The organism is Microcoleus sp. B6-A1 (assembly GCF_036705085.1).
In the GTDB taxonomy this organism is placed as follows: Bacteria; Cyanobacteriota; Cyanobacteriia; order Cyanobacteriales; family Microcoleaceae; genus Microcoleus.
On the sequence record NZ_JAUBTU010000042.1, the window covers coordinates 14,363 to 38,111 of the forward strand.

At 47.8% G+C, this 23,749-nt stretch carries 22 protein-coding genes; 11 read left to right on the top strand and 11 right to left on the bottom strand.

What is annotated here, in order from left to right; translation table 11 throughout:
* Positions 1–154 precede the first annotated feature (154 nt).
* A complete protein-coding gene (locus QUB11_RS17040; RefSeq protein WP_333256273.1) occupies positions 155–1,243 on the top strand; it encodes a WD40 repeat domain-containing protein in 1,089 nt (362 codons plus the stop codon).
* Positions 1,244–1,478: 235 nt separating this feature from the next.
* Positions 1,479–2,159, top strand: coding sequence for a CADD family putative folate metabolism protein (locus QUB11_RS17045; protein ID WP_333256276.1), 681 nt, complete (start codon positions 1,479–1,481; stop codon positions 2,157–2,159).
* A 224-nt stretch (positions 2,160–2,383) separates the two neighbouring features.
* On the opposite strand, the gene QUB11_RS17050 is transcribed toward QUB11_RS17045, so the two are convergent.
* Together QUB11_RS17050 and QUB11_RS17055 are read right to left on the bottom strand one after the other, a co-directional pair.
* Positions 2,384–3,223, bottom strand: coding sequence for a metal ABC transporter permease (locus QUB11_RS17050; protein WP_333256279.1), 840 nt, complete (start codon positions 3,221–3,223; stop codon positions 2,384–2,386).
* A 392-nt stretch (positions 3,224–3,615) separates the two neighbouring features.
* The gene (locus QUB11_RS17055; RefSeq protein WP_333204867.1) at positions 3,616–4,335 is read right to left on the bottom strand and encodes a metal ABC transporter ATP-binding protein; all 720 of its coding nucleotides are present in this window, start codon (positions 4,333–4,335) and stop codon (positions 3,616–3,618) included.
* Positions 4,336–4,401: 66 nt separating this feature from the next.
* Between QUB11_RS17055 and QUB11_RS17060 the strand changes: the two genes are divergently transcribed.
* Positions 4,402–5,502: a metal ABC transporter solute-binding protein, Zn/Mn family gene (locus tag QUB11_RS17060; protein ID WP_333391214.1), complete on the top strand. Its 1,101-nt coding sequence runs from the start codon at positions 4,402–4,404 to the stop codon at positions 5,500–5,502.
* A 117-nt stretch (positions 5,503–5,619) separates the two neighbouring features.
* Here the strand turns inward: QUB11_RS17060 and QUB11_RS17065 are convergent, their stop codons facing one another.
* Together QUB11_RS17065 and QUB11_RS17070 are read right to left on the bottom strand one after the other, a co-directional pair.
* The gene (locus QUB11_RS17065) at positions 5,620–5,880 is read right to left on the bottom strand and encodes a DUF7219 family protein (RefSeq protein ID WP_333055966.1); all 261 of its coding nucleotides are present in this window, start codon (positions 5,878–5,880) and stop codon (positions 5,620–5,622) included.
* A 288-nt stretch (positions 5,881–6,168) separates the two neighbouring features.
* A complete protein-coding gene (locus QUB11_RS17070; RefSeq protein WP_333081421.1) occupies positions 6,169–6,336 on the bottom strand; it encodes a metallothionein in 168 nt (55 codons plus the stop codon).
* Between the two features lie 146 nt (positions 6,337–6,482).
* Between QUB11_RS17070 and QUB11_RS17075 the strand changes: the two genes are divergently transcribed.
* Entirely contained in the window at positions 6,483–6,890 is a 408-nt protein-coding gene (locus QUB11_RS17075; RefSeq protein ID WP_333204871.1) for a metalloregulator ArsR/SmtB family transcription factor, read from the top strand.
* 165 nt (positions 6,891–7,055) lie between these two features.
* Here QUB11_RS17075 and QUB11_RS17080 read toward each other — a convergent pair whose 3' ends face one another.
* From QUB11_RS17080 to QUB11_RS17090, 3 genes are all read right to left on the bottom strand, one after another.
* A complete protein-coding gene (locus QUB11_RS17080; protein WP_333107044.1) occupies positions 7,056–7,253 on the bottom strand; it encodes a heavy-metal-associated domain-containing protein in 198 nt (65 codons plus the stop codon).
* Between the two features lie 224 nt (positions 7,254–7,477).
* The gene (gene aroF / locus QUB11_RS17085) at positions 7,478–8,329 is read right to left on the bottom strand and encodes a 3-deoxy-7-phosphoheptulonate synthase (protein WP_333391216.1); all 852 of its coding nucleotides are present in this window, start codon (positions 8,327–8,329) and stop codon (positions 7,478–7,480) included.
* Positions 8,330–8,968: 639 nt separating this feature from the next.
* Positions 8,969–9,733 carry a sulfotransferase domain-containing protein gene (locus QUB11_RS17090; RefSeq protein ID WP_333391218.1) on the bottom strand — a complete coding sequence of 255 codons (765 nt, stop codon included), beginning with the start codon at positions 9,731–9,733 and terminating at the stop codon, positions 8,969–8,971.
* A 319-nt stretch (positions 9,734–10,052) separates the two neighbouring features.
* Between QUB11_RS17090 and QUB11_RS17095 the strand changes: the two genes are divergently transcribed.
* On the top strand, positions 10,053–10,379 hold the full coding sequence (locus QUB11_RS17095; protein ID WP_333391220.1) for a hypothetical protein: 327 nt from the start codon (positions 10,053–10,055) through the stop codon (positions 10,377–10,379).
* A 369-nt stretch (positions 10,380–10,748) separates the two neighbouring features.
* On the opposite strand, the gene QUB11_RS17100 is transcribed toward QUB11_RS17095, so the two are convergent.
* Positions 10,749–10,967: a hypothetical protein gene (locus tag QUB11_RS17100; protein WP_333391222.1), complete on the bottom strand. Its 219-nt coding sequence runs from the start codon at positions 10,965–10,967 to the stop codon at positions 10,749–10,751.
* A gap of 26 nt (positions 10,968–10,993) precedes the next feature.
* On the opposite strand from QUB11_RS17100, the gene hpsA reads away from it, so the two are divergent.
* The 4 genes from hpsA (at position 10,994) to QUB11_RS17120 (ending at position 18,697) form a co-directional block, all read left to right on the top strand.
* Entirely contained in the window at positions 10,994–16,219 is a 5,226-nt protein-coding gene (hpsA, locus tag QUB11_RS17105) for a hormogonium polysaccharide biosynthesis protein HpsA (RefSeq protein WP_333391224.1), read from the top strand.
* Positions 16,220–16,259: 40 nt separating this feature from the next.
* Positions 16,260–16,880, top strand: a complete 621-nt coding sequence (locus tag QUB11_RS17110; RefSeq protein WP_333256301.1) for a prepilin-type N-terminal cleavage/methylation domain-containing protein — start codon at positions 16,260–16,262, stop codon at positions 16,878–16,880.
* A gap of 88 nt (positions 16,881–16,968) precedes the next feature.
* The gene (gene hpsC, locus QUB11_RS17115) at positions 16,969–18,051 is read left to right on the top strand and encodes a hormogonium polysaccharide secretion pseudopilin HpsC (RefSeq protein WP_333256304.1); all 1,083 of its coding nucleotides are present in this window, start codon (positions 16,969–16,971) and stop codon (positions 18,049–18,051) included.
* Between the two features lie 58 nt (positions 18,052–18,109).
* Positions 18,110–18,697, top strand: coding sequence for a GspH/FimT family pseudopilin (locus QUB11_RS17120; protein ID WP_333256307.1), 588 nt, complete (start codon positions 18,110–18,112; stop codon positions 18,695–18,697).
* 320 nt (positions 18,698–19,017) lie between these two features.
* Here the strand turns inward: QUB11_RS17120 and QUB11_RS17125 are convergent, their stop codons facing one another.
* On the bottom strand, positions 19,018–19,785 hold the full coding sequence (locus QUB11_RS17125) for a cobalt-precorrin-6A reductase (RefSeq protein WP_333391225.1): 768 nt from the start codon (positions 19,783–19,785) through the stop codon (positions 19,018–19,020).
* A 270-nt stretch (positions 19,786–20,055) separates the two neighbouring features.
* On the opposite strand from QUB11_RS17125, the gene QUB11_RS17130 reads away from it, so the two are divergent.
* Positions 20,056–20,874, top strand: coding sequence for a tetratricopeptide repeat protein (locus QUB11_RS17130; protein ID WP_333391227.1), 819 nt, complete (start codon positions 20,056–20,058; stop codon positions 20,872–20,874).
* 321 nt (positions 20,875–21,195) lie between these two features.
* Here QUB11_RS17130 and QUB11_RS17135 read toward each other — a convergent pair whose 3' ends face one another.
* A complete protein-coding gene (locus QUB11_RS17135) occupies positions 21,196–21,432 on the bottom strand; it encodes a hypothetical protein (RefSeq protein ID WP_333204899.1) in 237 nt (78 codons plus the stop codon).
* Between the two features lie 235 nt (positions 21,433–21,667).
* On the bottom strand, positions 21,668–22,456 hold the full coding sequence (locus QUB11_RS17140; RefSeq protein ID WP_333391229.1) for a TIGR01548 family HAD-type hydrolase: 789 nt from the start codon (positions 22,454–22,456) through the stop codon (positions 21,668–21,670).
* A gap of 326 nt (positions 22,457–22,782) precedes the next feature.
* Between QUB11_RS17140 and QUB11_RS17145 the strand changes: the two genes are divergently transcribed.
* Positions 22,783–23,094, top strand: a complete 312-nt coding sequence (locus QUB11_RS17145) for a 30S ribosomal protein PSRP-3 (RefSeq protein WP_333037125.1) — start codon at positions 22,783–22,785, stop codon at positions 23,092–23,094.
* Positions 23,095–23,749: the final 655 nt, after the last annotated feature.

Below are 23,749 nucleotides of genomic sequence, written 5' to 3' on the forward strand. Positions count from 1 at the left end.
GAACAGGCAAGATGCCTGTTCCACAAGATGAAAATTCATCTTTTGTGGGAGGGAACAGGCAAGATGCCTGTTCCACAGGAATAAAATTCATCTCTTGTGGAACGGGCATCTTGCCCGTTCTTAAGAAGAGTGCAACATCTCTGATTCAATAAATATGGGTAACAAAAAGACAAATAAAAGTGAACTAAACCTGCAATTTCACGCTAAAGAAATGCTGTCTGACTACGTAACTGCTGTTACTTGGTCGCCTGACGGCGAAACTTTAGCCGTCTGTTCCGCTGCGGGCGAAGTGATGCTGGCGAAAGTAGGGGCAGTTAATGAATTGTCCTTGCAAAGGCTACAAACTGCCACGGGTAAATCAGCCGATTGCTTGTCTTTTTCCCGCGACAGTCAATTCCTAGCTGCTGGCGGACAAGATGGACGGGTGCAAATTTGGCGCGTTAATTCTGGGGAATTAATTGCTGATTTGGACAACCAGCGTGTCTGGGTTGATAAGTTAGCTTGGAGTCCCAACTGCAACCAGTTAGCTTTCAGTATGGGCCGCTACGTTCAAGTCTGGAATGTTGAGGATAATGTTGTTGAAGTAACGCTGAATTTCGAGTCATCATCTATCCTCGATTTAGCATGGCATCCGATGGTTCAATATCTGGCAGTTAGCGGCTATCAAGGTGTCAAAGTTTGGCATGGCGAAGACTGGGACGAAGACCCGGAAATTTTATCAGTACCCTCTGCAACCGGTGCAATTGCTTGGTCGCCACAAGGAGAATATTTAGCTTGTGGCAATATGGACAATACTCTCATTGTTAATGAATGGGGCAATTTTCAACCGTGGGTAATGCAGGGTTTTCCGGGGAAAGTTCGGGAGTTAGCTTGGTCGGATAAAACTAATTCTTTGGGTGCACCTTTGTTAGCTGCTTCGAGTTCTCAAGGCATTTCTGTCTGGGAAAGAGACGCTGATGAAAGTGTCGGTTGGGATTCTTGGGCGTTAGAGGTGCATGAAAATGTGGTAAATGCGATCGCCTTTCAACCTAGCACATTTTTATTAGCTTCCGCCGCCGCAGATGGTCAAGTTTGTTTGTGGGGGGAAGCAGAACAATTGCTGCAAATTCTAGAAGGTGCAGAGGGCGGTTTTTCCTGTCTCGCATGGCATCCCGAAGGCCAGTTTCTCGCCGCTGGCGGATGCGGTGGCGAATTGCTGGTTTGGTCAAAGTCTATGCGCGGCCAAGGCTTCGGGCGACGCTAAGTTGGCATACGCGCCTGTTTGACCAAAACATAAACAATTGAAAACTTTAGGACTTACCCACGGGTATCCAGAAACCGGGTTTTTCGAGCGTCTACTTCGTTGCAGACCGCAGATCGAGTAAAAAACCCGGTTTCTGAGCGTCGAAGTGCGTCCAAGACTGAACTTGCTCTTTACAAAATCCTAGATTACTATAACATTTTAGTGACTGTACTATCCTCAAAGGCGATCGACAATTATGACCCAACAGCAATTTCTCGAACAACTCAAAACTATTCTCGACCAAAACCACTTGCTGAAACACCCGTTCTACCAAATGTGGAACGAAGGTAAACTCGACCTCGCAATGCTGCAAGAGTACGCCAAAGAATATTATCTGCAAGTCCACAACTTCCCCACCTACGTCAGCGCTACGCACGCCGCCTGTGACGACATCAAAATTCGTCAAATGCTCCTCGAAAACCTGATAGAAGAAGAGAGAGGCGCTGCTAATCACCCTGAACTGTGGCTGCGCTTTGCCGAAGGTTTGGGTTTAGACAGAAATGCCGTTATCGATCACGAACACTTAGAAAAAACCAGCGAATCCGTTCGCATTCTCAAAGACTTAGCGCGCAGCGAATCGCCCGTCACAGGTTTAGCAGCCCTTTACGCTTACGAAGCGCAAATCCCCGAAGTTTCTACAACCAAAATCGCTGGTTTGAAGGAATTTTACGGCATCGATTCCGAAGCTGCTTTGTCTTTCTTTAAAGTTCACGAAAAAGCCGACGAGTTCCACTCGGAAGCTACCCGCGAAGCGCTGTTAGAACTTTGCCAAACTGAAGAAGCAAAACAGGAAGCGCTGTTAGCAACTGAGAAAGCAACTTTTGCTATCAACTTATTGCTTGACGGCGTTTACGAAGCTTATTGTCAAGCTAAGTAAGCTGTACTGCATTTAAATTGCATATTGGGGGCGGGCTAGAAGCCCAACCCCTACTCCCCACAAGAGTCTAAAGAGTCTAATTATTTTTTTAGATGCAATTTAAATGCTGATTAGCTTAACCGTAAAAAACGCATAATTTGTAGGGCGGGTTAGCCTAGTGATTGGGGCGATAGCCAACAATCTCACAACAAAACCCGCTCCTTCCTCACTAACCATTTCGGTACTCATTCTCCTCTCTTTCTTGTCAAAATTCCTTGACTGGGACTGAACAATAAAGCTAGTAAAAATAACCCAAAAACAACTAATACAATGGCGGCCCCCGATGGCATATTCAAATAATAGCTGAGATACATACCAGTCACGCTAGCTATAATCCCAATAATTGCTCCTAATCCCATCATTAAATGTAGCTCTTTTACCAACAAATACGCCGTAATTCCCGGCCCGATTAATAGCGAAATTACTAACAGCGCCCCCACAGTTTGCAAACTCGCAACAATCGTCAGCGTAATCGCCGAAATCATCCCCAAATAAATCCAGTTTACAGGTAAACCGGACGCTTGCGCCCCCAGAGGGTCAAAAGTATAGAATAGCAGTTCTTTGTAAAAGATTTTAACCGTCGCCAGAATTATCAAAGTTATCACCACAGTCTGCTGCACGTCCGTCGGTGCAACTGACAAGATATTCCCGAACAGAAACCCGTCTAAGTCTAATTTTGTTGTCCGCAATAAGCTAATCAAGGTGACGCTAATGGCTAAAAATGTAGATAAAATTAAGGCCATGACTGCATCAATTTTTAGGCGCGATTGCGCTTGAATCCACGCCATAATTACCGCGCTGATAATTCCCGATATAAAGGCGCCGATCGAAATATTGAAACCTAAAGAAAAAGCCACCGGCAATCCTGCTAATACTGAATGGGCTATCATGTCAACCATCATTCCCATTTGCTGTACAATTAAGTAGGAGCCGACAACGGCGCAGAGAATTCCTAGCAAAATGCCGACGGCGATCGCATTTCGCATGAACTCGAATTTTAGCGGCTCCATTAGTAGGTTTAACATTGAATTACGTCAATAATAGGATTTTTTCAACCACCTTCAATTGCACAGGCGGGACGCCCGTGCCACTATCAATTGCACAGGCGGGACGCCCGTGCCACTATCAATTGCACAGGCGGGACGCCCGTGCCACAATCCACTTCACAGGCGGGACGCCCGTGCCACTATCAATTAATTGCACAGGCGGGACGCCTGTGCCACTATCAATTAATTGCACAGGGGGGATGCCTGTGCCACTATCAATTGCACAGGCGGGACGCCCGTGCCACTATCAATTGCACAGGCGGGACGCCCGTGCCACTATCAATTGCACAGGCGGGACGCCCGTGCCACAATCCACTTCACAGGCGGGACGCCCGTGCCACTATCAATTTTAAAGATAAATCTTTTTTGGCTTACGCTGAAACTAAACTTAAATCGTATCCATAGGCTTTTTGAATATTGGCTGCGGTGAGCACTTCCCGGCAGGTACCACTTGCAATTAACTGCTTATTTAGCAATAATAAATTGTCGTACTGTTTTAAAGTTTCGCCTAAATCGTGGCTGATTACTAGCAATGTTTTATTTTCGGCTTTTAGTTCGGCAAAAATATCGAAAATAATTTCTTCGGTTGCTTTGTCGATCGCGTTAAATGGCTCGTCGAAAAAAAATAAATCGGCTTGTTGGGCGATCGACCTTGCTAAGAAAATCCGCTGCTGCTGTCCGCCAGACAGTTCGCCAATTTGTCGATCGCGCAAATCCCACATTCCCACCCGCAGCAAAGCGGCTTTGACCAATTCTTGGGACTGCTTCGAGGGACTGCGAAACCAACCAGTCTGGACAGTTCGCGCCATCATCACCGCATTCCACACCGTAATCGGATAATCCCAGTCAATTTGCGATCGCTGCGGCACGTAAGCCACCCGCGACAACTGTTCCTTCAGCAGCCGCCCCTGATATTTGACCAAACCGCGACAGGTGGGTATCAATCCCAGCATCGCTTTCACCATCGTGCTTTTCCCCGCGCCGTTGGGGCCGAACACACCGGTTAATTGTCCGGGATCTAACTGGAAATTCACGCTGTTGAGGGCCGCAATTCCGCGATAATTGACAGCCAAGTCTTGCACTTCTAGCATAATTAGAGATTTTGAGAACGATTCTTGTTCGTAGCTACTAGAATAGGATAACTCGAAAAAGCAATAATGATTATCGTTCCAAAGGTGAAAATGTTAAAGAACTTGGCTGGAAAAACCCGCAGATTGTGGGGTACGGCTGTTTTGGCAATTGGCTGCGGGCTGGTTGGCTGCAGTGGAGGACAGAACGCAACCAATCCGGTGTCAGAGAGTCCCGCCGCAACTCAAACTCAAGCCAGTCCCGCCGCCAACTTGCCCAAAGTCGTCGCCACGACTGGCGTTATCTGCAACCTAACTAAAGAAATCGCTCAAAGTTCGATCGACACCACCTGTCTAATCAAGCCGGGAGACGACCCTCACGCCTATCAAACCAAGCCGGAAGACCGCAAAGCGATTGAAACGGGCAATCTGATTTTATACGGTGGCTACAACCACGAACCCAGCATCATTAAGTTAATTCAATCCAGCAGTAATTCCGCACCCAAAATCGCGGTACACGAACTCGCAGTTCCCAAACCGCTGATGGGCGAACATGAGCACGAACATGGTGAAGAGAAAGCGGAAAGCAAACCCCACGCAGAAGGCGAAAAAGTCCCTGATCCTCACGTTTGGCATAACCCTCAAAATGGCATCCGTATGGTAGAAACAATTCGGGATGAATTGATCAAAGTTTCCCCCAACAATGCTCAACTTTTTACAAAAAATGCAGCAAGCTTAACAGATGAGTTGCAAAAAATAGATACTTGGATTAAAGCTCAAATTGCGACTATTCCAGCCGAAAAACGCAAGTTAGTAACCACTCACGATGCTCTGAGTTACTATGCCGATGCTTACGGTTTGGAGATGGCTGGAGCTTTGCAGGGTGTGACGACAGAGGAACAGCCCACCGCAGCAAGAATTGCCGAATTGTCCTCAGAAATTAAGACCGCAGGAGTGCCGACAATTTTTGCTGAAACTACAACTAATCCGAAGTTGATGGAGACTGTGGCGAGGGAGGCAAATGTCAAAATTTGGGACAAGGAACTTTACAGCGACGAGTTGGGCGGCCCCGGCACCGGTGCTGATACATATCAAGGAATGCTGAAAACTAATACTTGCGCGATTATTTCTGGCCTCGGTGGCAATTGCACTTCCTTTGCAGGAGAAACTGCACCAAATCCCAAACCATAGAATTTTCTAAAGTTCGCCTACTAGCAAGCACCTTACCTTGGCTGGGTACGCAGCAAAACGCAGCGTTTGCAATCGCAGGGGTTTTCGATTGCAAACGCTGCGTTGGCTGCGATGACTTTAAGGTGAATTTTGCTCCTCGGTACTGGGGGGGTTTTGGCCAATTCCCAATTGCTTCTTAGAGGATTTTAAGTCTTTCCAAAGCATCTTAATATCTTTATAGGCTTTCTCAGCACTAATTTTCCCCCCTGTTTCCAGCGAGCAAATATAAGTTATTTTTTGAGCAAACTCCTGCAAGTTGGCATTAAACGCCAAGTTTTCTGGCGTGAAATCACCGTAGTAGCGATTGCGAGGATGTAAAAAATCTTCCCGCTCTTTCATTGCCCCCTCCTAATTAAACTTTTGGTATTCAACTTTTGGTTCGGTCTCTGCTGTTAATAGCACTATTTGTACTCAGTATCGCGGCGCTAACTTGCTTCTATTGTATTGCGTAAGTAGCAATTGTGCTTTTTCGCTCTGTATTTAGTCTATTAATGCAGTTTTAACCTTAAGTTAGCTTTATCTTAACTTTTCTTTAACCTAAAAGCAAAAAATTGGGAAATGCGGTGTTCGCATCTCCCTTGAGATATATTTGGCAGTTGGTGATTAACCTTTTTTGAAGCCGAATATTTATTTGTGGCACTCGCAGCCGGTGTGGCCGCAGCCTTGGCCGTTGGGGTGCCCGTCAGCGCAAGCACTGGAACAGTATGTTTTGCCGTCTTTTTCAATGGCTTCGCTGGGGCTGACAACGCACGAACATGAAGGACAGGCACATTTTGTTTGGGTGGCGGTAGTCATTTGAGCTTCTCCTGCTGGATTTGTTTGTCTCTACTAATATCTGAACACATATTCAGATATTAGTCAAGGGAATGTAAAAGTTTTGTTACAAAAGGTGGGTCGATCGCACTAAAATGAAAATGAGAATTAAAACTAGCCGGGAAAAGATGTCACCCAACTCTGCTGTTAATGGAGCGATAAGTCAGACTCACGAACAAAACGATACACCAATGTGCGATCGACCGCACTTAGTTGACAGTGTGCGGGCCGGGGACATCCAAACACAAGTGCTCAACACCGCAAAAGCGCAGCGGATGGCTGAGTTTTTCAGTCTTTTGGGAGATGCGAACCGCCTGCGGCTACTGTCGGTTTTGGCAAAACAAGAACTGTGCGTGTGCGACTTGGCTGCGGCGTTGAGTATGAGCGAGTCAGCAGTATCGCATCAGTTGCGGGCTTTGCGGGCGATGCGGTTGGTAAGTTACCGCAAGGTTGGGAGACAAGTTTTTTATAGTTTACTCGATCGCCACGTTTTTGAACTTTACCAAGCAGTCGCCGAACACTTAGACGAAGAATAATCTTTTGGGCAGTGGGCAGTGGGCATTGGCCAAACAGGGCAGTGGGCAGTGGGCAGTGGGCAGTGGGCATTGCTAATCGATTTAAAATTCTGTAGGGGCGGCTTTTACCAATAATTTCGGTTTAAGATTAATAATCTTGTACACCCGCCCCCACCAAACTCAATATCAATCTTGGACGGTGTGGCCCGTAGCAACAACCGCCTGTGTAATTGATTCTTCAGAAGCTTGAGCCTCAACCGTAACAGTCTTAGCTGCGACATCCACATTGACAGTAGCTTCGGAGTCAACAGTTTTGATGGCTTTGGTAATTGTATCACCGCAGCCGGAACAGACGATCGAGGGAACGTTAAGTAGTATTGCCATAATAAAAGCCAAATATTGTAGATGACAGTATTGATTGTGCTTTTATTTTAATCTAATTTCGCTTTCCAAGCAAAAGTGCGCCCGAATAAATTCTGACTCTACCAAAGCCAAGTCCTGCGGCGCCGACTAATGACTAATGACTAATGACTAATGACTGATGACTAAAAAAGCCAAGTCCTGCGGCGCCGACTAATGACTGATGACTAATAACTAATGACTAATGACTAATGACTAATGACTAATGACTTAATTTCGGGTATGCAGCGGCCAACGGCGGTGGCTACAGGCCGCAAACTCGCAACTAAATCTACCATATCTGCCAAAGAAAGAGCTTGCCGCGCGTCAGAAACTGATTTTTCTGGTTGCGGGTGACACTCAATAATTAATCCGTCTGCACCGCAAGCAACCGCTGCTTTGGCTAGTGGTGCGACTAATTCTCGCTTGCCGACGGCGTGAGAAGGGTCTACAATTACTGGCAAATGAGTTAACTGTTTCAGCGCTGCGACTGCACCTAAATCTAATACGTTTCGGGTGTAATTGTCGAAGCTGCGGATGCCTCTTTCGCAGAGAACTACATGAGGATTTCCGTGACTGAGAATGTATTCGGCGGCCATCACAAATTCTTCGATTGTGGCTGATAAGCCGCGTTTTAGTAGGACTGGTTTTCCGGCTTGACCGATCGCCTTTAGTAACTCGAAGTTTTGCATATTCCGACTGCCTACTTGCAGCATATCAGCATAGGTGACTACTGGCTCGATTTGGGCGATCGACATTACCTCTGTCACCACGGGTAAACCGTAACGCCGGCTGACATCGGCTAAAATTTCGAGTCCCTCAATTCCCATGCCTTGGAAAGAGTAGGGAGAAGTGCGGGGTTTGTAGACTCCGCCTCGCAAAGCTTGTACGGAGGCGGCGGATAGTTGGCGGGCGACGGTTTCCATTTGTGCGGAACTTTCGACGGTACAGGGGCCGCCGATGATTAATAATTCTTGGCCGCCGACTGAGACTGTTTCTGAGAGTTTGACAATTGTTTGGTGTTCGGGATGAGATTTGGTTACGAGTTTGGCTTCTAACATGAGGGAATTCTCCGGGAAATTTAAGTGGGTGGTTGACAATAAAAAACCCGGAACTTTTAAGGAGTTCCGGGTTGGTGCGAAAAGACAGCGCGACAATTTACCCAGAACTCCTGTTGGGCCAAAAATAAAAGCTGTTGTACCAGTTACTGAATAATGTCATTGCTGTTTTCGCTTGTACTGGATTGGTTTTTGGGAAAAGAAGTAGAAAAAACAAAACCGCAGGTGTTAATCTGCGGTTCGCCCGGATGTTCACAGTGAATTACCAATTCACTCCGGGCGAACTTGGCTGCACCAAAAATAAAAATAGCTGTTGGCTGTGAACTTGGCTGTGAACATAGTTGAAGTGCTGCGATTTGTGGATTAAACACAATACTATTCGATAAGCTAGCACAGACTGGTAGGAATGTCAAGCTATTTTGAGAAAAAGATTTGTAGGGGCGGGTTCACCAACAATATCTCACAAATACAAACAATCTAAATAAACCCGCCCCCTCCCCACCAATAACCTACATCAACCTTGATTTCATCCCATCATCCAAACGTATAGAGCGATTTACCGTTGGGTGGGGGCGGGTTTACGAGATTGTGGATTATTGACGATTATTGTGGGTGAACCCGCCCCTACAATTCCCGAAATGATTAATCCCAGCCGAAGTCTCGATCGCACATTTCGGCTAGTCTTTGGTTGTGCGATCGAAAATATGCTCTCAATTGCTCGTATATTGTCTCGTTGATGGGCGGATATTGGGTGGCGTTGTATTTTTCGTAGGTTTGTAGTTGGTGCGGCGGCAATTCTAGAAATTCTAAGACGCTGTTGTATGTGCCGAAGGGATTGGTATATAAGTCTTCGCTTTTGAGGATTAAAAGTTGTGATTTGGGAAAAAGTTTCATCCAGGCTGGGAGTTGATCGGCGTAAATGCCGCGGGTTAGATAACTGTGGTGTTGGTGTTCGTAACTGTAGTAGTTTGGGTTGGCTATGAGTTTTTCTATTTCGCCTTTGAGTCTTTCGGGCTCGGAGGCGATCGCACTTTCTAAGGATAGGGATTCGTAGCCTATTTTGATATAGTAATAATAGTGGGAAATTGCGCGTTCTACGGGGTTTCTCAGCAGGGCGATTATTTTAACTTTGGGACATAAATCATAAATTCGCTGGGGAACTTGGGGGTGACAGATATAGTAGGGGCTGGCTTCTCCGGTTAGTAGATTTTCGCTTGTTTGGGGCTGGGGAAATTGGGAACAGTACCAGTCTGGGCTTTTGTCGAATTTCAAGTCGAAGTAATGGATTTCTTTTTGGGCGGCGGGGGCGATTTGGGGATGCTGGATTAAGTAATGGTACAGGGATGTTGTGCCGCCTTTTTGGGCGCCGATGATGATGAAGTCGGGGGGTTTGGGGGGGTGTTTCATGGGTTGTATGTTTTATATTTTGCAGTTGTACTGACAGTGTTTCGGATTTGGCATTTGTACCTATAGTCCGCCGGGGGTTAAAACCCGCGTCTCATAGCGCAAGTCCTTTGAAAAGGACTGAAGATGTATAGCAATCCTTGCATCATTTGCATAATTATTGTAGGGGCAATCCGACCCCTACTCCCCGTGGTTGCCCGATAGATAGGGGGTAGGCACGGGGGCACTACCCCTACAAATTTATCTGAATCATTTAGGATTGCTATATTTATCTATCTAATATCTTAATATTTGATTAGTCCTATGCAAGAGGACTTTAGCTATGAGACGGGGGTTTTTAACCGCCGGCGGGTTGGGGGGCATTACGGCAATTCGATCGCACTTGGGGGCATTACAGCAATTCGATCGCACTTGGGGGCATTACAGCAATTCGATCGCACTTGGGGGTATTACAGCAATTCGATCGCACTTGGGGGCATTACGGCAATTCGATCGCACTTGGGGGCATTACGGCAATTCGATCGCACTTGGGGGTATTACAGCAATTCGATCGCACTTGGGGGCATTACGAAAATTCGATCGCACTTGGGGGCATTACGAAAATTCGATCGCACTTGGGGGCATTACGGAAATTCGATCGCCCAATTGAGATTTGATCCCACTCATACCAATTTAATGTGAAGTTGCATATATTTCGATCCCCCTAAATCCCCCTTAAGAAGGGGAGTAGGGGTTGACTTTGAGAAGAATCTTGTCCCCCCCTTAGTAGGGGCGGTGCCCCCGTGCCCGCCCTTGGTTAGGGGGGATCAGATTCTACGGGGCCTCATATAAAATTGGTATCACAGGCTTAACCACAATTCGATCGCCCACTCTACATTCTAGATTCCGGTGGTTGAAACCGAGCCTAGACAAACAATGCCTGCCGGGGCGGGCTGGGAAATACATCGTCTATGATCGTGATCCGTGTTTTTGGGCGATCGAATTCACTCTGGCTCTGACCACTGACATTTCTATTTAACTAGATTAGAGTGGAGTTAGGAATATCTAATTCGTGGGGGGCAAATCTTTCGCTGAAAAATATATTATCGGCGGCGATTTTGGTTGGGGGTTTGTGGGTTTTATTTTTCAGCCAAGGTACAGATTTAAATTTGTGCAAGAGGCTGATATGCAGGTTGTGGAAAATGGGAACAATAAAGATGGGATTGTACTGTCGAGCAGTAAGTACCAGCAATACCATCTCTGAAATTATTCAGGAAGGCGTCAATGTTTAAGAGCAAATTATCCAAAGTTATCGTATCCCTGCTGCGGCGGATTGCTGGTGTTACCAGATCCGGGGCGAAGCGGCTGATGAGAGCAATGCTGCAAACCCTGATGGCTATGGGCCGGAGGGCGAGACTGCCGGTGGCGGGGTTTGTGCTGCCGACGGTGACGATGGTTTTGCTGGTAGTGATTTTGTTGACTGTGGCGATTACCCTGCGATCGTTCGATCGGGCAAATACGGCGCGTAACGTGCGCGTGAACCAGCAGGTGCTGGCGGCCGCCACTCCCGCGCTCGATCGGGCGAAAGCGAAAATTGCATATCTGGTGGGGGAAGGCAACCTAGTGACAGGTACTCCCTCAGATCGACAATTGTACCTGGCCATGTCGTCTTACCCAGCCGCCCCAACTCCGACAAACCCAGATCTGTATACATTTGGAGACGAAGAGCGCTTGGTACTCAGAGCAGATATTTCTGGAGGAAATGGTATCAGCCTTACTGACGACCCAAAAGGATCGCTTTTTAGCGCGTCCGGAGAAGAAAATGAAGCGCTAAATACTGCATGGAGGTATCCCGTCGATACCAATAACGACGGTATATTTGACACTTTTACTCTTTACGGAATCTACTTTCGTACTCCAAGAAGTGTAACTCCAAGACCGAGAAGGGAACTGGATGCCAGAACACCGCCCATGCGAACAGGAACCACAAACCCAGCCTGTGCTCAAGGAGAGGGTACAGTTGCAAGTTTGGTAGGGGACTCTGGCTGGGAAAGAATAAGTGGCAGGCTCCAGAAAAGTTTCTTTGTTTACACGGTTAACGTACCGATTACACAGGACGATATAGCAAACGGCTTGAACCCCCCCAACAATTTTCAAGCTTTCCCAGGAACCCCCAGCATATCGGCTCTCGAATACCAGCAAGATCAAAGCCGCATTCCCCTCAGCAACAATGCGGTTGTATATGAAGACGACTTAGATATATCGCCGGGACCTCCGTTGAATCTAAATGGACGGATATTGACAAATAGCAACTTATTGGTATCGGGATTGGGTGGTGCTAGAAACATCAGACTATTTGAAGTCAGCAGCCAGCAATCTTGTTTTTACGATCAAGAAAATAGCAGAATTGTCGTAGGGGGTAATGTTGTTAACGGGTGGTCGGGCAGCAATGCGCCGACAAATCCGGTGGAAGTACATCTTTTCAAAACTCTAGCCGACGCCAACCAACCCAATACAAATGCACCCGCAATTGACACCACCAATCAATCTGTTGCGGAAAACAGCCTTCAGGTACTGTACAATAACAACGCTTACTCCGAGCGGTTAGCTGCTCTGGTAGCCGGTCAAATAGCAGCAGATCCAACAGGTACTAACGACCCAGTTTCTGTTCAGCAAGCAATGCTGCCCCCCAAGAGTCAAAGTCGCGACCAAGCATTACAAGATTATTTTAAAGAACGGCTGCGGAAAGTTACTTTTGCAGAAGCACCCCTCGCCAGCGCGGTCAACGGAAAGTATTTAGATCCGAATGTACCGACCACTTCATACAGAATTCAAGACGCCGGTAACAACAGTCTCAGACCCGCAAATAATACTTGGAGTCTTCCTAATGGAAATGCGACAGTAGGCGCTACTGCCGGGGCGGGACTCACTATTCGTCCAAATCAGCTACCAGCCGAAAACCCCGATGACTTAGAACTTACTGAGAGCGAAAATTTCTTGGGCAATCGAGTCACAGTGGGTAACAACTTGCCAGCACTGCGGTGGAACGGTACCAGCTTTACTAATGCTCCTCAGCAAGTAGATGGCACCACTCCATGGCAAGACGGCGGAATTCGCACCCGAACACCGCAAGTGACTAAACTTGCTGACGTGGGAGCAACAGCCCGCGGCAACGGTTTAGGCGAAGCACCAGGCAACCCAAACTCTTTCAGCGATGGTTTCTGGGAAAAAAGCGCCGCTGAAAGACCGCGAACTCCCCTTGACGGTGTTGGTGGTCTGCGGGTAATTACGAGTGCAGGAGTGTACGATCGCACTAATTCTTTTCTACCGCCACCTACCTGGATACAGCCTGCTGCTGCCACTAATGCGAGATTGAAAAGCGGCCCGGCATCGAGGGGTACTGCTTTCACTGTAGACAATACTTACGACGACCCGGAAACTGCGGCTGTGGAACAGTACCGCGTCGTGTGGCCCGACTCGATGCCGATGTCACCGCTGGGCCTGGGTTCTCAAGTATGGAACAACGGTACTGTAACAGCGGGTGGTGTTGCTCCCGGAGGTTGGGGAAACTGGAACCCTATTTGGTCGCCACCGGTGGCACTCCCCGCTCTACCAGACGCCACGGCCCTGCCAGCAGCAGAGACAAATCCTAATTTTGTTAATGAAAACCTAAACGCCGCCAATCGCAAATTTGCCAAAGGCGACTTGCGGATGCGGGCAACGGCAGTTTATCACTACGCAAACAGCGCCTTCGACCCAGTAGCACTAGCACCAGGAGCTCAACCAACTCAAACCCCCCTGGCTTGCGTCAGCAGCTACTACGACCCCAGCAACGCTTCCACAGCGAGAAACATCTCGACGGGAGCGCTGCCCGATGTCAGCGGACAGGGAGGGCTGGCACCAGATGTGGCTACACGCGCAGCAACACTCGGAAGACAGCAGGCTTTTATCGGCTCTAACAACGGCATCACCTACGGCCCCCCAACCCAAAGACTGCAACCGGCTGTTTCAAACTTGAACCCTGCTACAGGCTTGCTGGGCGGTGGAGACGCTATTTTGGAAGCCCAGGCAAATATGGTTTTTCCAGACGGTAGGTTTGCCAACGGGCCTTTGAGAACCGCCCTCCAAGTGGCTCCTACGGCTCGCACCCTAGCACAACAAGCCGCTATTGACTCAACTAATTGTGCGCTACAAATACTTGATGGCTCGATAGGCGCTCCCCAGCCCGCACTGATTCCCCACGGGGCAATTCAAGAAGTAGCATTTGTCAACGGCAGAGAAGTCAAGGCGATCGATCGCGACAACTCGACCACGATTGTCAACGAAGCCTTTACGCTCAGCAGTCCCCTCCCTCAGCCAGCCCCAGCCCCCCAAGCAGCACAATTAACAGGCAATTACAACCAACCCCTAGAAGAACGGGAACCCCTAGAAATTCGGGCCACTCAGCTAGATATCAATGTTTTGCGCGGCAACAGACCCCAAGGTAGTACGACCGAGTGGTTGCTGCCAAACAGCGGGATTATTTATGCTAGCCGGGAGGACGCGCTGCCCGATCGCAGCTCTCGATCGAATACTCGATTGACGGACAGAACTATCAGTCCTGAAGACAACCTGCTCGACCCCACCCGCAAGCCTAACGGCATTGTCCTGATTAACGGTCAGCAGCTATTTCGCGGTGGCGCCACCCCCACAGCCCCAGCGAACCTAAATGCTGTGGTCATAGAAAAAGGGCTGACATTGGTATCGAATTTGCCGGCTTACATCAAAGGAACCTTTAACCTTCACGGCAACATCCCGCCCGCTGCTCCGGGTAGTCCAACCACTTTTACACAAGTCGAAGAGTTTAACACTCTTGTGGACCCAACCTGGGGAAATTTTTACACCCGCAATAACCTTGACCCCAACTTTGCCTGCCGGGCGGGCGATCCGAGGCTTCCGAACTGTACCGTGGGAGACTTTTGGAGACCGGCAACAGTGCTGGCAGATGCAGTCACCCTGCTATCGCGAAATTACCGTTTTGGCTTCCGCAACGAGGGAGATTTTGATCTGAGAAACAATGCGGGCGCTGCTGCTGTATTGCCCCGCAGACAGCAAGGATTTTTCAACAACAACTTTGTTACTAACGGACTTTCGAGCGGGGCGTTTTCAGACAACCTCAATTTACGAGGTACCACAGGTGCTAGCACTACACCGGTGACAGACGCTACCTACGTGGCTGCTGCTCCCGCGCCCCGGCTATGGAGTTCCTACTTCAACAACTTTGTCACTCCGGTGCAGCGGCGCGGGAATTTCCCACATTATTTAATGGAAGTTTGCACAAAAATCCCGGTAGCTGCGTGTACAGATGCTGACTGGTTTGTCGATCCGCAAGCAACACTGACGGCAGCAGCCGCGATCGCAGCGGGTCAAACAACTTATGCGTCACCCGTTACTACCCCTACTACCCCTTTTAAAGCTGGGTCAACGGTCGATCCCCCAGTGCCAGCATTGCAGCGATTCCCCCGTCGCGTAGCTTTTTTAAGAACAGCAGCTACTCCACCCCTGTTAGGCACGCCTCCACGGCCTTTAGGGATTTCTGCTACAAACGCCATTGCTGGCGGTATTGGTGCCCCTCAAGCAGGCTCTCTGTGGTTTGCGGGAACTACTGGGGGTGCCGTCAGCTTTGATGGCACAAGTCTCCCATATGTGGTAAACAATTCCACCATTCCTCCCAACACCCTAGACGGCGCAAATTTACGGCTACCCACTTTAGTGGGGGCATCAACACCCGCAAATTCGGCAATAGGATCGGTAGCAAACCCAGCGCCAACTGCACTACCACTCTATAATGGGTCACAGCCGCTATTGCTCCCAGTCCCGCAGATCCAAACTTTGTCAGCAGACGCCGCTCCAGGCGGGAATACAATGCCAAGAGGTACAAGGACTCTCCGAGCAACGGGATGGATACCCCAAGCTGTAAATACCACCTTTAATCTGATCATTGGAGCTGGCGACACTCCTTCACGGACACTCAACGCTACCAGTGGAGACTTTAACGGCGGCTTGCAAAACTTGCCCCGATTCCTGGAAAGCTGGAATAACGGGGGAGTGGCTAGTAATATCCGAGGCTCTTTCATCCAGCAAAATCGCAGCGCTTTTAGCACAGCACCTTACCAGCCAATTCTGCCACTAAACCCATCTGGCTTAGCGAGCCTGTTTCAACTTCAGGGAGTACCTCCGGTCCTAAATATCACAAACACATACAACACAGATGCTGGTGCTGGCTTGATTCCCTACTTCAGCCCGCCCGCCCGGAACTGGGGTTATGATGTGGGCCTGCTATCTCAGCCACCTGACTTGTTTACTCAAAGGTTCACTACTCCTTCGACAAAGACTCAGCCTGCTGAGTATTTCCGGGAAGTACCCCGCAATGACCCGTGGGTAACAACTTTGATGTGTGGCACTGTGGCTCCAGATCAGCCGAATGCCAATCAAAATGCCACTTCCATTCGCAGTGGCTGCCCGACTTAACCCTCTAACTTTCCGCCGCGCAATTACTGGAGTCCTATTTATGACTAAGCGACAACAACAGCAAAATTTATCCCAGTCACGAGATGGTGGCTACACGATTATCGAGTCATTGGTAGCGATGATTGTAGTTTCGGTGCTAATGATTGCGATCGCCCCTGTGATGGCTTTCTCAGTAGCAACTCGCGTACAAGCGCGGCGGACGGAACTCGCTACCCAGGCGGCGAGAACTTACATCGACGCTCTCAGGACGGAGGCGATCAAATTCGGTGGCTCAGGGTTCCCAATCCCTGCAGGAGGCGTGTTGGCGGATGCACCAGTTCCGACAGTCAATCAGACATACTGCGTTGACATGGATGGAACAGGAGTTTGTGAGACGAGTAGCACCAAAGACTTTTACGTTCAGGGCGCTTGGCTAAATCCAGATACATCTATTACTGGTGGCGATCCAACATCAAAAGGCTACCAGCTCTTAGTCCGGGTTTACAGGGCTGATTCCTTTGCTTCGGGTGTAACTTTGAATCCGACTCCAAGGACTGGGAAAAAGCAATCTGTTGTGGGTTCTGGTTTGGGCGATCGGACAATGCCAGTAGTAGAAATGTCTACAGAGATTCCCGCCACGGGAGATCCCTCGTATCGCTCACTCTCCGATCGCCTCAGATAACCATCATGAACTACTGTATGCCCATAATTACAGTGAGTGTTATTAGATTAAAATCCCTCCCAACCACTCGCCACAGGAAACGGTCAAAATGAAAACTTTACTCAGGTTGCTTCTAAAAAGTCAGCACCAACGAAACCGCTCAGGACCACCTCAAACAGAAAAGGGCATGACTCTGGTCGAGCTATTAGTCGGAGCAATTATGGCGTTTTTAATCATCACGCCGATGCTCGGTTTTGTAGTCGATATGCTGAATACCGATAGGAGGGAACAAGTAAAGTCAAACACCGAGCAAGACGTTCAGGCGGCACTTGATTTCATCGCCCAAGATTTGAGTCAAGCTATTTATATTTACGATAATAGGGCTATCAATGGGCCTCCCGGCCCCAACGAACAGCTTGTTGGACCCCAGCTTCCTCCAAATGCAAATGGAACACCAATTCTGGTATTTTGGAAACGCAAGCAGATTAGAGATGCTGTCTCTGTAGATACGAATCCGGCTACTCGCACACTGCCAATCAACTGTAACGTCAATAACGCAAATAATTGCAATGACACCTACACTCGCTCATTAGTTGCTTACTACCAGGTTAGAGAAGACAATCTTAATTCTATTTGGTGTCAACCATCAGGAGCCACTTGTCCCACACGCATTGAGCGCTATGAAATTAGCGAGGGCATCATGAAAAACCCAGCAGGAGCGACTGCCGCCACTCGTTACTTCGATGATAATGAGGCAAAGGACGGTCAAAGACATAGTGCAGCTTTTAATTTAAACTTTGACTGGAACCAGCCAACCCAGAACGTGACAAATCAAGCGGGTTTTGCGGGGTTAAACCCTCAAGTGCTAGTTAATTATATAGACCAAAGTCCATTAGTACCAGCACCTCCAATCGACGAGTGCCAAAGAGCTCTAGGCAATCCCACAGCCCAAGTACCAGGGACAACGACAACATCCCCAGTCTTAGAAACCACTTTAAAAATAGCCAACCCAGACAATACAAATAGCTTTTACGCTTGTGTAGATACCTCTCAAAACATAGCTAGAGTTACCATCAGAGGAAACAGCCTGCGTCGCCTTCAACCCAACAATGCTGAGTTCCAAACCAGCAGATCGGCGTTTTTTCCAACAGCAAGCGTGCAAGTACAAGGTCTAGGCGCGCGAGGAAGATAACTGATGTCTAAAACTGATTGCCGAAGCGCGCAACTAGCAGATAAAACAGGAGACTAAAATGAAAAACCCAATATTATTAAAAGTTTTGCAGATTTCTGCAACAAAAGCAAACCCTAATTTCAAGAAAACTGCATCCAGAAAGGGCGATGGAGGATTCACGCTTTTAGAAGTGCTGGTGATAGCATTAATCATAGGTATATTTAGCTCGATCGCCGCTCCAAGCTGGGAGGTATTCATCAACAGACAAAGAGTTCGCACAGTAAACGATCGCGTTTTGCAAACCTTGCGAACTGCACAAAGCGAAGCCAAGCGAACTAAGCGTGATGTCACGATCGTATTCAATACTACTGCAAGCACTCCTCCTGTTGACCCGCCAACAGTTACGATCGCCGGTAATACTCAGCAGTTAAATACTGGAGGCGAAATCAAAGCCAAACAGATTCTACTTTCCACGAAGATAGCGCCTGCAACCTCTGCCAACTCAATCACTTTTGACTATCAGGGTAATCTCGCACCAGGTACAACTCCATTTGTGGTATCAGTTTCTACTGTTAACGGTGGTGCTAAGCAGTGTGCGATCGTGGAAACTATCATAGGAGGCATGAGAACTGCTGAAGGAAATGATCCCGTAACTGGATGCCCCTAATAGCTTTCAATAAATTTAATCTTAATCTCTAACAGCAATTCCGCATTAGTTAGGAATTGCTAAAATCTCTTAACTTAAATTATTTTATATTTCAAATCCTATTAAAACCTTCAAAATATGCAGCTAGAACTAAAACAAATAATCATCCAGCCAGGAAATCAACTATTACTCAAAGACATAACCTAGCCGATGTTTGAAACCCTACTAATATCATTTCCGGTAACACCAGAATGATGGTTACTGTTGACGGTTGACTGTTCACGGCGTCAACAGTCAACCGTCAACTCGAATTTACTATTCCGATGCTAACGGATTTGATATCATAACTGCTTAACTAACCAAGCGATCGCCCCTGCAACATCAGCAACCTGCTCAACATCGGGAATCGGCGGCCGCTGCACCATCACCACCGGAATTCCCAGTTCCCTAGCCGCCACAATTTTCGCATAAGTAGCACCGCCCCCGCTGTTTTTACTAACAATAGTATCAATCTGATATTCTAATAATAATTGGCGCTCCTCTTCCAAAGAAAAAGGCCCCCTTGCTAACAACAATTTACCATTAGGAATAGGAGAATTGAGTGCCGGAGGATCGATCGCCCGCATCAAAAACCAAATAGCATCCAAACCAGCAAAAGCAGCCAATTCCTGCCTACCAATGGTGAGAAACACCCGCTGAGACAGCCCTAATAAAGCCCTTGCAGCCTCCGAGTGGCTGGCAACATCAATCCAGCGATCGCCCTCCACCCTCTCCCAAGCTGGACGCACCAGCATCAAAAAGGGCACATTACATTCAGCAGCAGCAACAGCAGCATTAGCAGAAATCTGAGCCGCAAACGGATGAGTAGCATCAATTAAGAAGTCGATCGGGCGATCGTCTCCGAGGGCTCCGCTAACGAGCAAAAACGCCGCCAGCCCAGCCGCCCCACCAAACCCCCCAATTCGCACCGTACCCGTTTTTGGGGTAAAAGGCTGTTGAGTGCGTCCTGCTAGCGAAGAAACCACCTCTATATCAGCAATTTGAGACGCTCTTACCGCCAGTTCAGCAGCATCCCCCGTCCCCCCCAAAATTAGCAACCGTTTTTTCACCAAATTATCCTTACCAACTACACAAACTGGCGGTTAAAACTCACATCTTGCACCCTTCTCGCTTAACAGGCAAGATGCCTGTTCCACAAGAAAATTCACTCTTTGTGGAACAGGCATCTTGCCTGTTCCTAAACAAGTAATTGAGAATAGTGCAACATCTCATATTATGTCCGGTCGATTCTCGTCGCCGAGACTTTTCAAACATCTTCTAACCAACGCCCGCAAATTCGGTTAATAATATGCTAAGTAAAGTTTAAACGACCAACAACGATGATTCGCTCACTTTTGACATTTTTTACAGTATTAATTGTAACCGGGTTACTATGGTTGGGAAATATCGCCCCCGTAGCCGCCCAAGTACAACCAACAGATATCACCGATCCGCAACAGGAATTGGGAGAACTCGTTCAAAAAGCTTTTGAAGCTACAAATGAAGGCAAATTTCCCGCCGCCGAAACTTTTTGGACTCAAATCATTGACAAATTTCCCTCACAAGCCGCCGCTTGGAGCAACCGAGGCAACTCTAGAGTCAGCCAAAACAAACTACAAGCCGCTATTACCGACTACGAAAGAGCGATCGAGCTAGCACCCGACGCCCCCGATCCCTACCTAAACCGCGGCACCGCCTTAGAAGGTTTAGGACGCTGGCAAGAGGCGATCGCCGACTACAATCATGTACTAGAATTAGACTCCCAAGATCCAGCCGCCTACAACAACCGAGGCAACGCCGAAGCAGGTTTAGGACAATGGGAACAAGCAATAGCCGACTACAGCAAAGCCTTTGAACTAGCCCCCGAATACGCCTTTGCCCGTGCCAACCACGCCCTCGCACTTTATCAAAACGGGCAAACCAAAGAAGCAATTCGCAACATGAAAAACATCGTCCGCAGATACCCCCAATTTGCCGACATGAGAGCCGCCCTCAGCGCCTGTCTTTGGGAAACAGGAAATCGCGGCGAAGCTGAGAGCAATTGGGTAGCAGCCATCGGCCTCGACTCCCGCTACAAAGACCTCGATTGGGTTGCCAATAACCGCCGCTGGCCACCACTTGCCGTCAGTGCATTAGACAAATTCTTGCACTTGAAATAATCTCAAAACACCCATGAAAAATTGCGAGCATCCCCATGATTGTGGCGTATAATTCCTAAAAGGGATGCTCCAAAGAATTGCCAAATTTCATCCTAATACCAATTTTAAAAAAGAATGCAACAGTATTCTTGTTCCCCCCCTTGGCAAGGGGGGGCTAGGGGGGGTCGAAGAGTGTTGCACGATTTTAGAGAAATGGTATAAGCTAGCAGTAAATAAACTCTTGAAAAACAATCATAATTATTCCTCCTTCTTTCTTCTTTCTTTCTTCTTTCTTTCCTCAATATTCACCAGTACACAACTCGTTGCCAAACTTCTTTATTCTCAAAACTCGTATTCAACTTCTCCAGAAACAATCCTATCTGTCACCAATATTCTGTATAGTTCCAGTTCTTCAACAGTAACTTTTCCGTCCGCCCAAATCGTTCTCTTGATGTCTTCCATTTCTTGCTTAGATATCTTGCCGTTAGCAACAGCTCGCTCGATTTGGACTTGGAGCTTTTCTAGTTGCCGAGTTTCTTCCGGCGTAGGTTGTTTAGCACTCGATCGCGAAACTAACATAGTTGCTTTCTCCTAGAGTTTGACCTCTACTCTGTACTAAGCCGCAGCAGCAGATATTGTCAACTCAAAGATGCAAAAATTGACAAACAAATGTAACAAAACTACATTTACTTGTCAATAGAATAAGCTGCCAAATTTTTTAACAAAATTACATTTGTTTGTCATTGGTTATTGATTATTAGTTAACTGACAACTGACAACTAACAACTGACAACTAACAACTGACAACTGACAACTAACAACTGACTAATTCCCAAATCCGCCCAGCCGTCAACTCCTCGACATTCCTGAAAACCGCTGCTGCACCCGCATTTTCCAGCACCGCAGCATAAGCCTCACAGCGCACAGCATCCTCCAAAACATGAGGCGGCAAAATTCCAGCCCCCAGCCAAACCCGATTTGGTTGCACTTCCCGCGCCTTCACAACCGTGTAAATATCGGCAACAGTATCTCCCGCATAAATCACCGGCAAATTTTCTTCTAAACCGTGCAGATTTTCCAACTGTTCAATTGCCGCGAAAAGTCCAGCCGGATCTGGTTTTCCCGGTGCATCTTCCATCGCCACCAACACCGGGGAATTTAAACTCAGTTTCCCTGACAAAACATAAGCAGCTTCATCCCGCATCGCCCCGCTAAAAAAGCCCCAAACAATCCCCCCAACCGTTAAATCTTCCAGGTAAGCCGGACTTAACAACAGCGGTTCATCACAAATGTAACCAGTCCAATTTTTTTCATCGGGCCCGCGATAGCGACTTTGGAAAAAAGCCACTAATTCATCATAGTTGAGAGCGAGTTCGTTTCTCGATCGTCCAATCCCCTCAAAATAACGGCAAACTAACTCGAAAGACGCCTGCCAGTCATTATTCCACACACCCTCAGACTTCAGAGAGTCGATATCGAGAGAATCCGGGCGAAAAGCACCCGCCGTGAAATGTTCCACCGCATCCGCAATCGCCCGCCGGTAGGAACCGGACACATCCCGCACCACACCATCAATGTCAAAAACTACAATAACTCTGTTCACAACTTAACTATCCTTATACCTAGGGCCGGTGAGAACCAATACGCTTGGGTTAAAACTGTTTATTCCTCCGAGATCCCCCTAAATCCCCCTTAAGAAGGGGGACGCAAGAGTAAGTTCTTGTCCCCCCCTTCTTAAGGGGGGCTAGGGGGGATCGGGCTCGGGCCCAAGCGTATTGCGGTGAGAACCCAAATTTTATCTGTTCCCAGCCCCTGAGTGGCGCTAAAACCAGCCGCGCCACAAAACTTTTCATGGCCGATGACCAATTATCGAACAGAGTGTGCTACGCTTAGCGATTGTAGAAATTTTTAACAAGTTCGATCGGAACCCTGGAGGTTTGCTTGTCCAAGTTCATCTTAAAAGTTCTCTGGCTAGAAGAGAATGTTGCCCTCGCCGTTGACCAAGTTGTCGGCAAAGGAACTAGCCCGCTGACATCCTACTTTTTCTGGCCTCGCAAAGATGCCTGGGAAGACCTCAAAAACGAACTCGAAGCCAAACACTGGATTGCTGACAACGATCGTGTCGAAATCCTCAACCAAGCCACAGAAGTCATCAACTACTGGCAAGAGGAAGGCAGACGGCGCCCGATGACAGAAGCTCAGTCAAGATTCCCCCTAGTGACTTTTACCGGCAGCAACTAAGCCCAGCTTTTAGTTGCTACCCATATACATTGCCTGTTATGGCTGACGAGGGGAAGGAGAGAGGGGAGAAGGCGAGAGGATTTGACGCTTTTTCCACCTCGCCGTGCAACATACAATTTAAATGCGCTACAGCTTATATTGATAATAAATCCGATTTTGAAACCTAATCGGGTTTTCGGCTAGGTCGATTAGAGATTTATTGAAAATAAAGCTCTAAAATCGGCGTTTTTTTGATAATTAATACTGACGCGAAAAGTGATTTGACGCGCTGCTTATAGCTTGTTATGAACAGGCAAGATGCCTGTTCCACAAGAAAATTCCCTCTTTGTGGAACAGGCATCTTGCCTGTTATTGAAAAGGGTGCAAGATGTGAGTTATAACTGAGATGTTGCACCATTTTCAATCAGCCTTTTGAACGGGCAAGATGCCCGTTCCACAAGAAGAAAATCTACTCTTTGTGGAACAGGCAAGATGCCTGTTCCACAAGAAGAAAATCTACTCTTTGTGGAACAGGCATCTTGCCTGTTATTGAAAAGGGTGCAAGATGTGAGTTATAACTGAGATGTACCCTTTTCAATAAGCCTTTTGAACGGGCAAGATGCCCGTTCCACAAGAAGAAAATCTACTCTTTGTGGAACAGGCAAGATGCCCGTTC

Coding starts and splice junctions, on each gene's coding strand:
- QUB11_RS17055 (WP_333204867.1), bottom strand. CDS start 4,335: ATGCTAGAAGTGCAAGACTTGGCTGTCAATTATCGCGGAATTGCGGCC.
- hpsA (WP_333391224.1), top strand. CDS start 10,994: ATGTTTAAGAGCAAATTATCCAAAGTTATCGTATCCCTGCTGCGGCGG.
- QUB11_RS17120 (WP_333256307.1), top strand. CDS start 18,110: ATGAAAAACCCAATATTATTAAAAGTTTTGCAGATTTCTGCAACAAAA.
- QUB11_RS17135 (WP_333204899.1), bottom strand. CDS start 21,432: ATGTTAGTTTCGCGATCGAGTGCTAAACAACCTACGCCGGAAGAAACT.
- QUB11_RS17075 (WP_333204871.1), top strand. CDS start 6,483: ATGTCACCCAACTCTGCTGTTAATGGAGCGATAAGTCAGACTCACGAA.
- QUB11_RS17110 (WP_333256301.1), top strand. CDS start 16,260: ATGACTAAGCGACAACAACAGCAAAATTTATCCCAGTCACGAGATGGT.
- QUB11_RS17060 (WP_333391214.1), top strand. CDS start 4,402: ATGATTATCGTTCCAAAGGTGAAAATGTTAAAGAACTTGGCTGGAAAA.
- QUB11_RS17090 (WP_333391218.1), bottom strand. CDS start 9,733: ATGAAACACCCCCCCAAACCCCCCGACTTCATCATCATCGGCGCCCAA.
- hpsC (WP_333256304.1), top strand. CDS start 16,969: ATGAAAACTTTACTCAGGTTGCTTCTAAAAAGTCAGCACCAACGAAAC.
- QUB11_RS17100 (WP_333391222.1), bottom strand. CDS start 10,967: ATGGTATTGCTGGTACTTACTGCTCGACAGTACAATCCCATCTTTATT.
- QUB11_RS17045 (WP_333256276.1), top strand. CDS start 1,479: ATGACCCAACAGCAATTTCTCGAACAACTCAAAACTATTCTCGACCAA.
- aroF (WP_333391216.1), bottom strand. CDS start 8,329: ATGTTAGAAGCCAAACTCGTAACCAAATCTCATCCCGAACACCAAACA.
- QUB11_RS17080 (WP_333107044.1), bottom strand. CDS start 7,253: ATGGCAATACTACTTAACGTTCCCTCGATCGTCTGTTCCGGCTGCGGT.
- QUB11_RS17065 (WP_333055966.1), bottom strand. CDS start 5,880: ATGAAAGAGCGGGAAGATTTTTTACATCCTCGCAATCGCTACTACGGT.
- QUB11_RS17040 (WP_333256273.1), top strand. CDS start 155: ATGGGTAACAAAAAGACAAATAAAAGTGAACTAAACCTGCAATTTCAC.
- QUB11_RS17095 (WP_333391220.1), top strand. CDS start 10,053: ATGAGACGGGGGTTTTTAACCGCCGGCGGGTTGGGGGGCATTACGGCA.
- QUB11_RS17050 (WP_333256279.1), bottom strand. CDS start 3,223: ATGTTAAACCTACTAATGGAGCCGCTAAAATTCGAGTTCATGCGAAAT.
- QUB11_RS17130 (WP_333391227.1), top strand. CDS start 20,056: ATGATTCGCTCACTTTTGACATTTTTTACAGTATTAATTGTAACCGGG.
- QUB11_RS17070 (WP_333081421.1), bottom strand. CDS start 6,336: ATGACTACCGCCACCCAAACAAAATGTGCCTGTCCTTCATGTTCGTGC.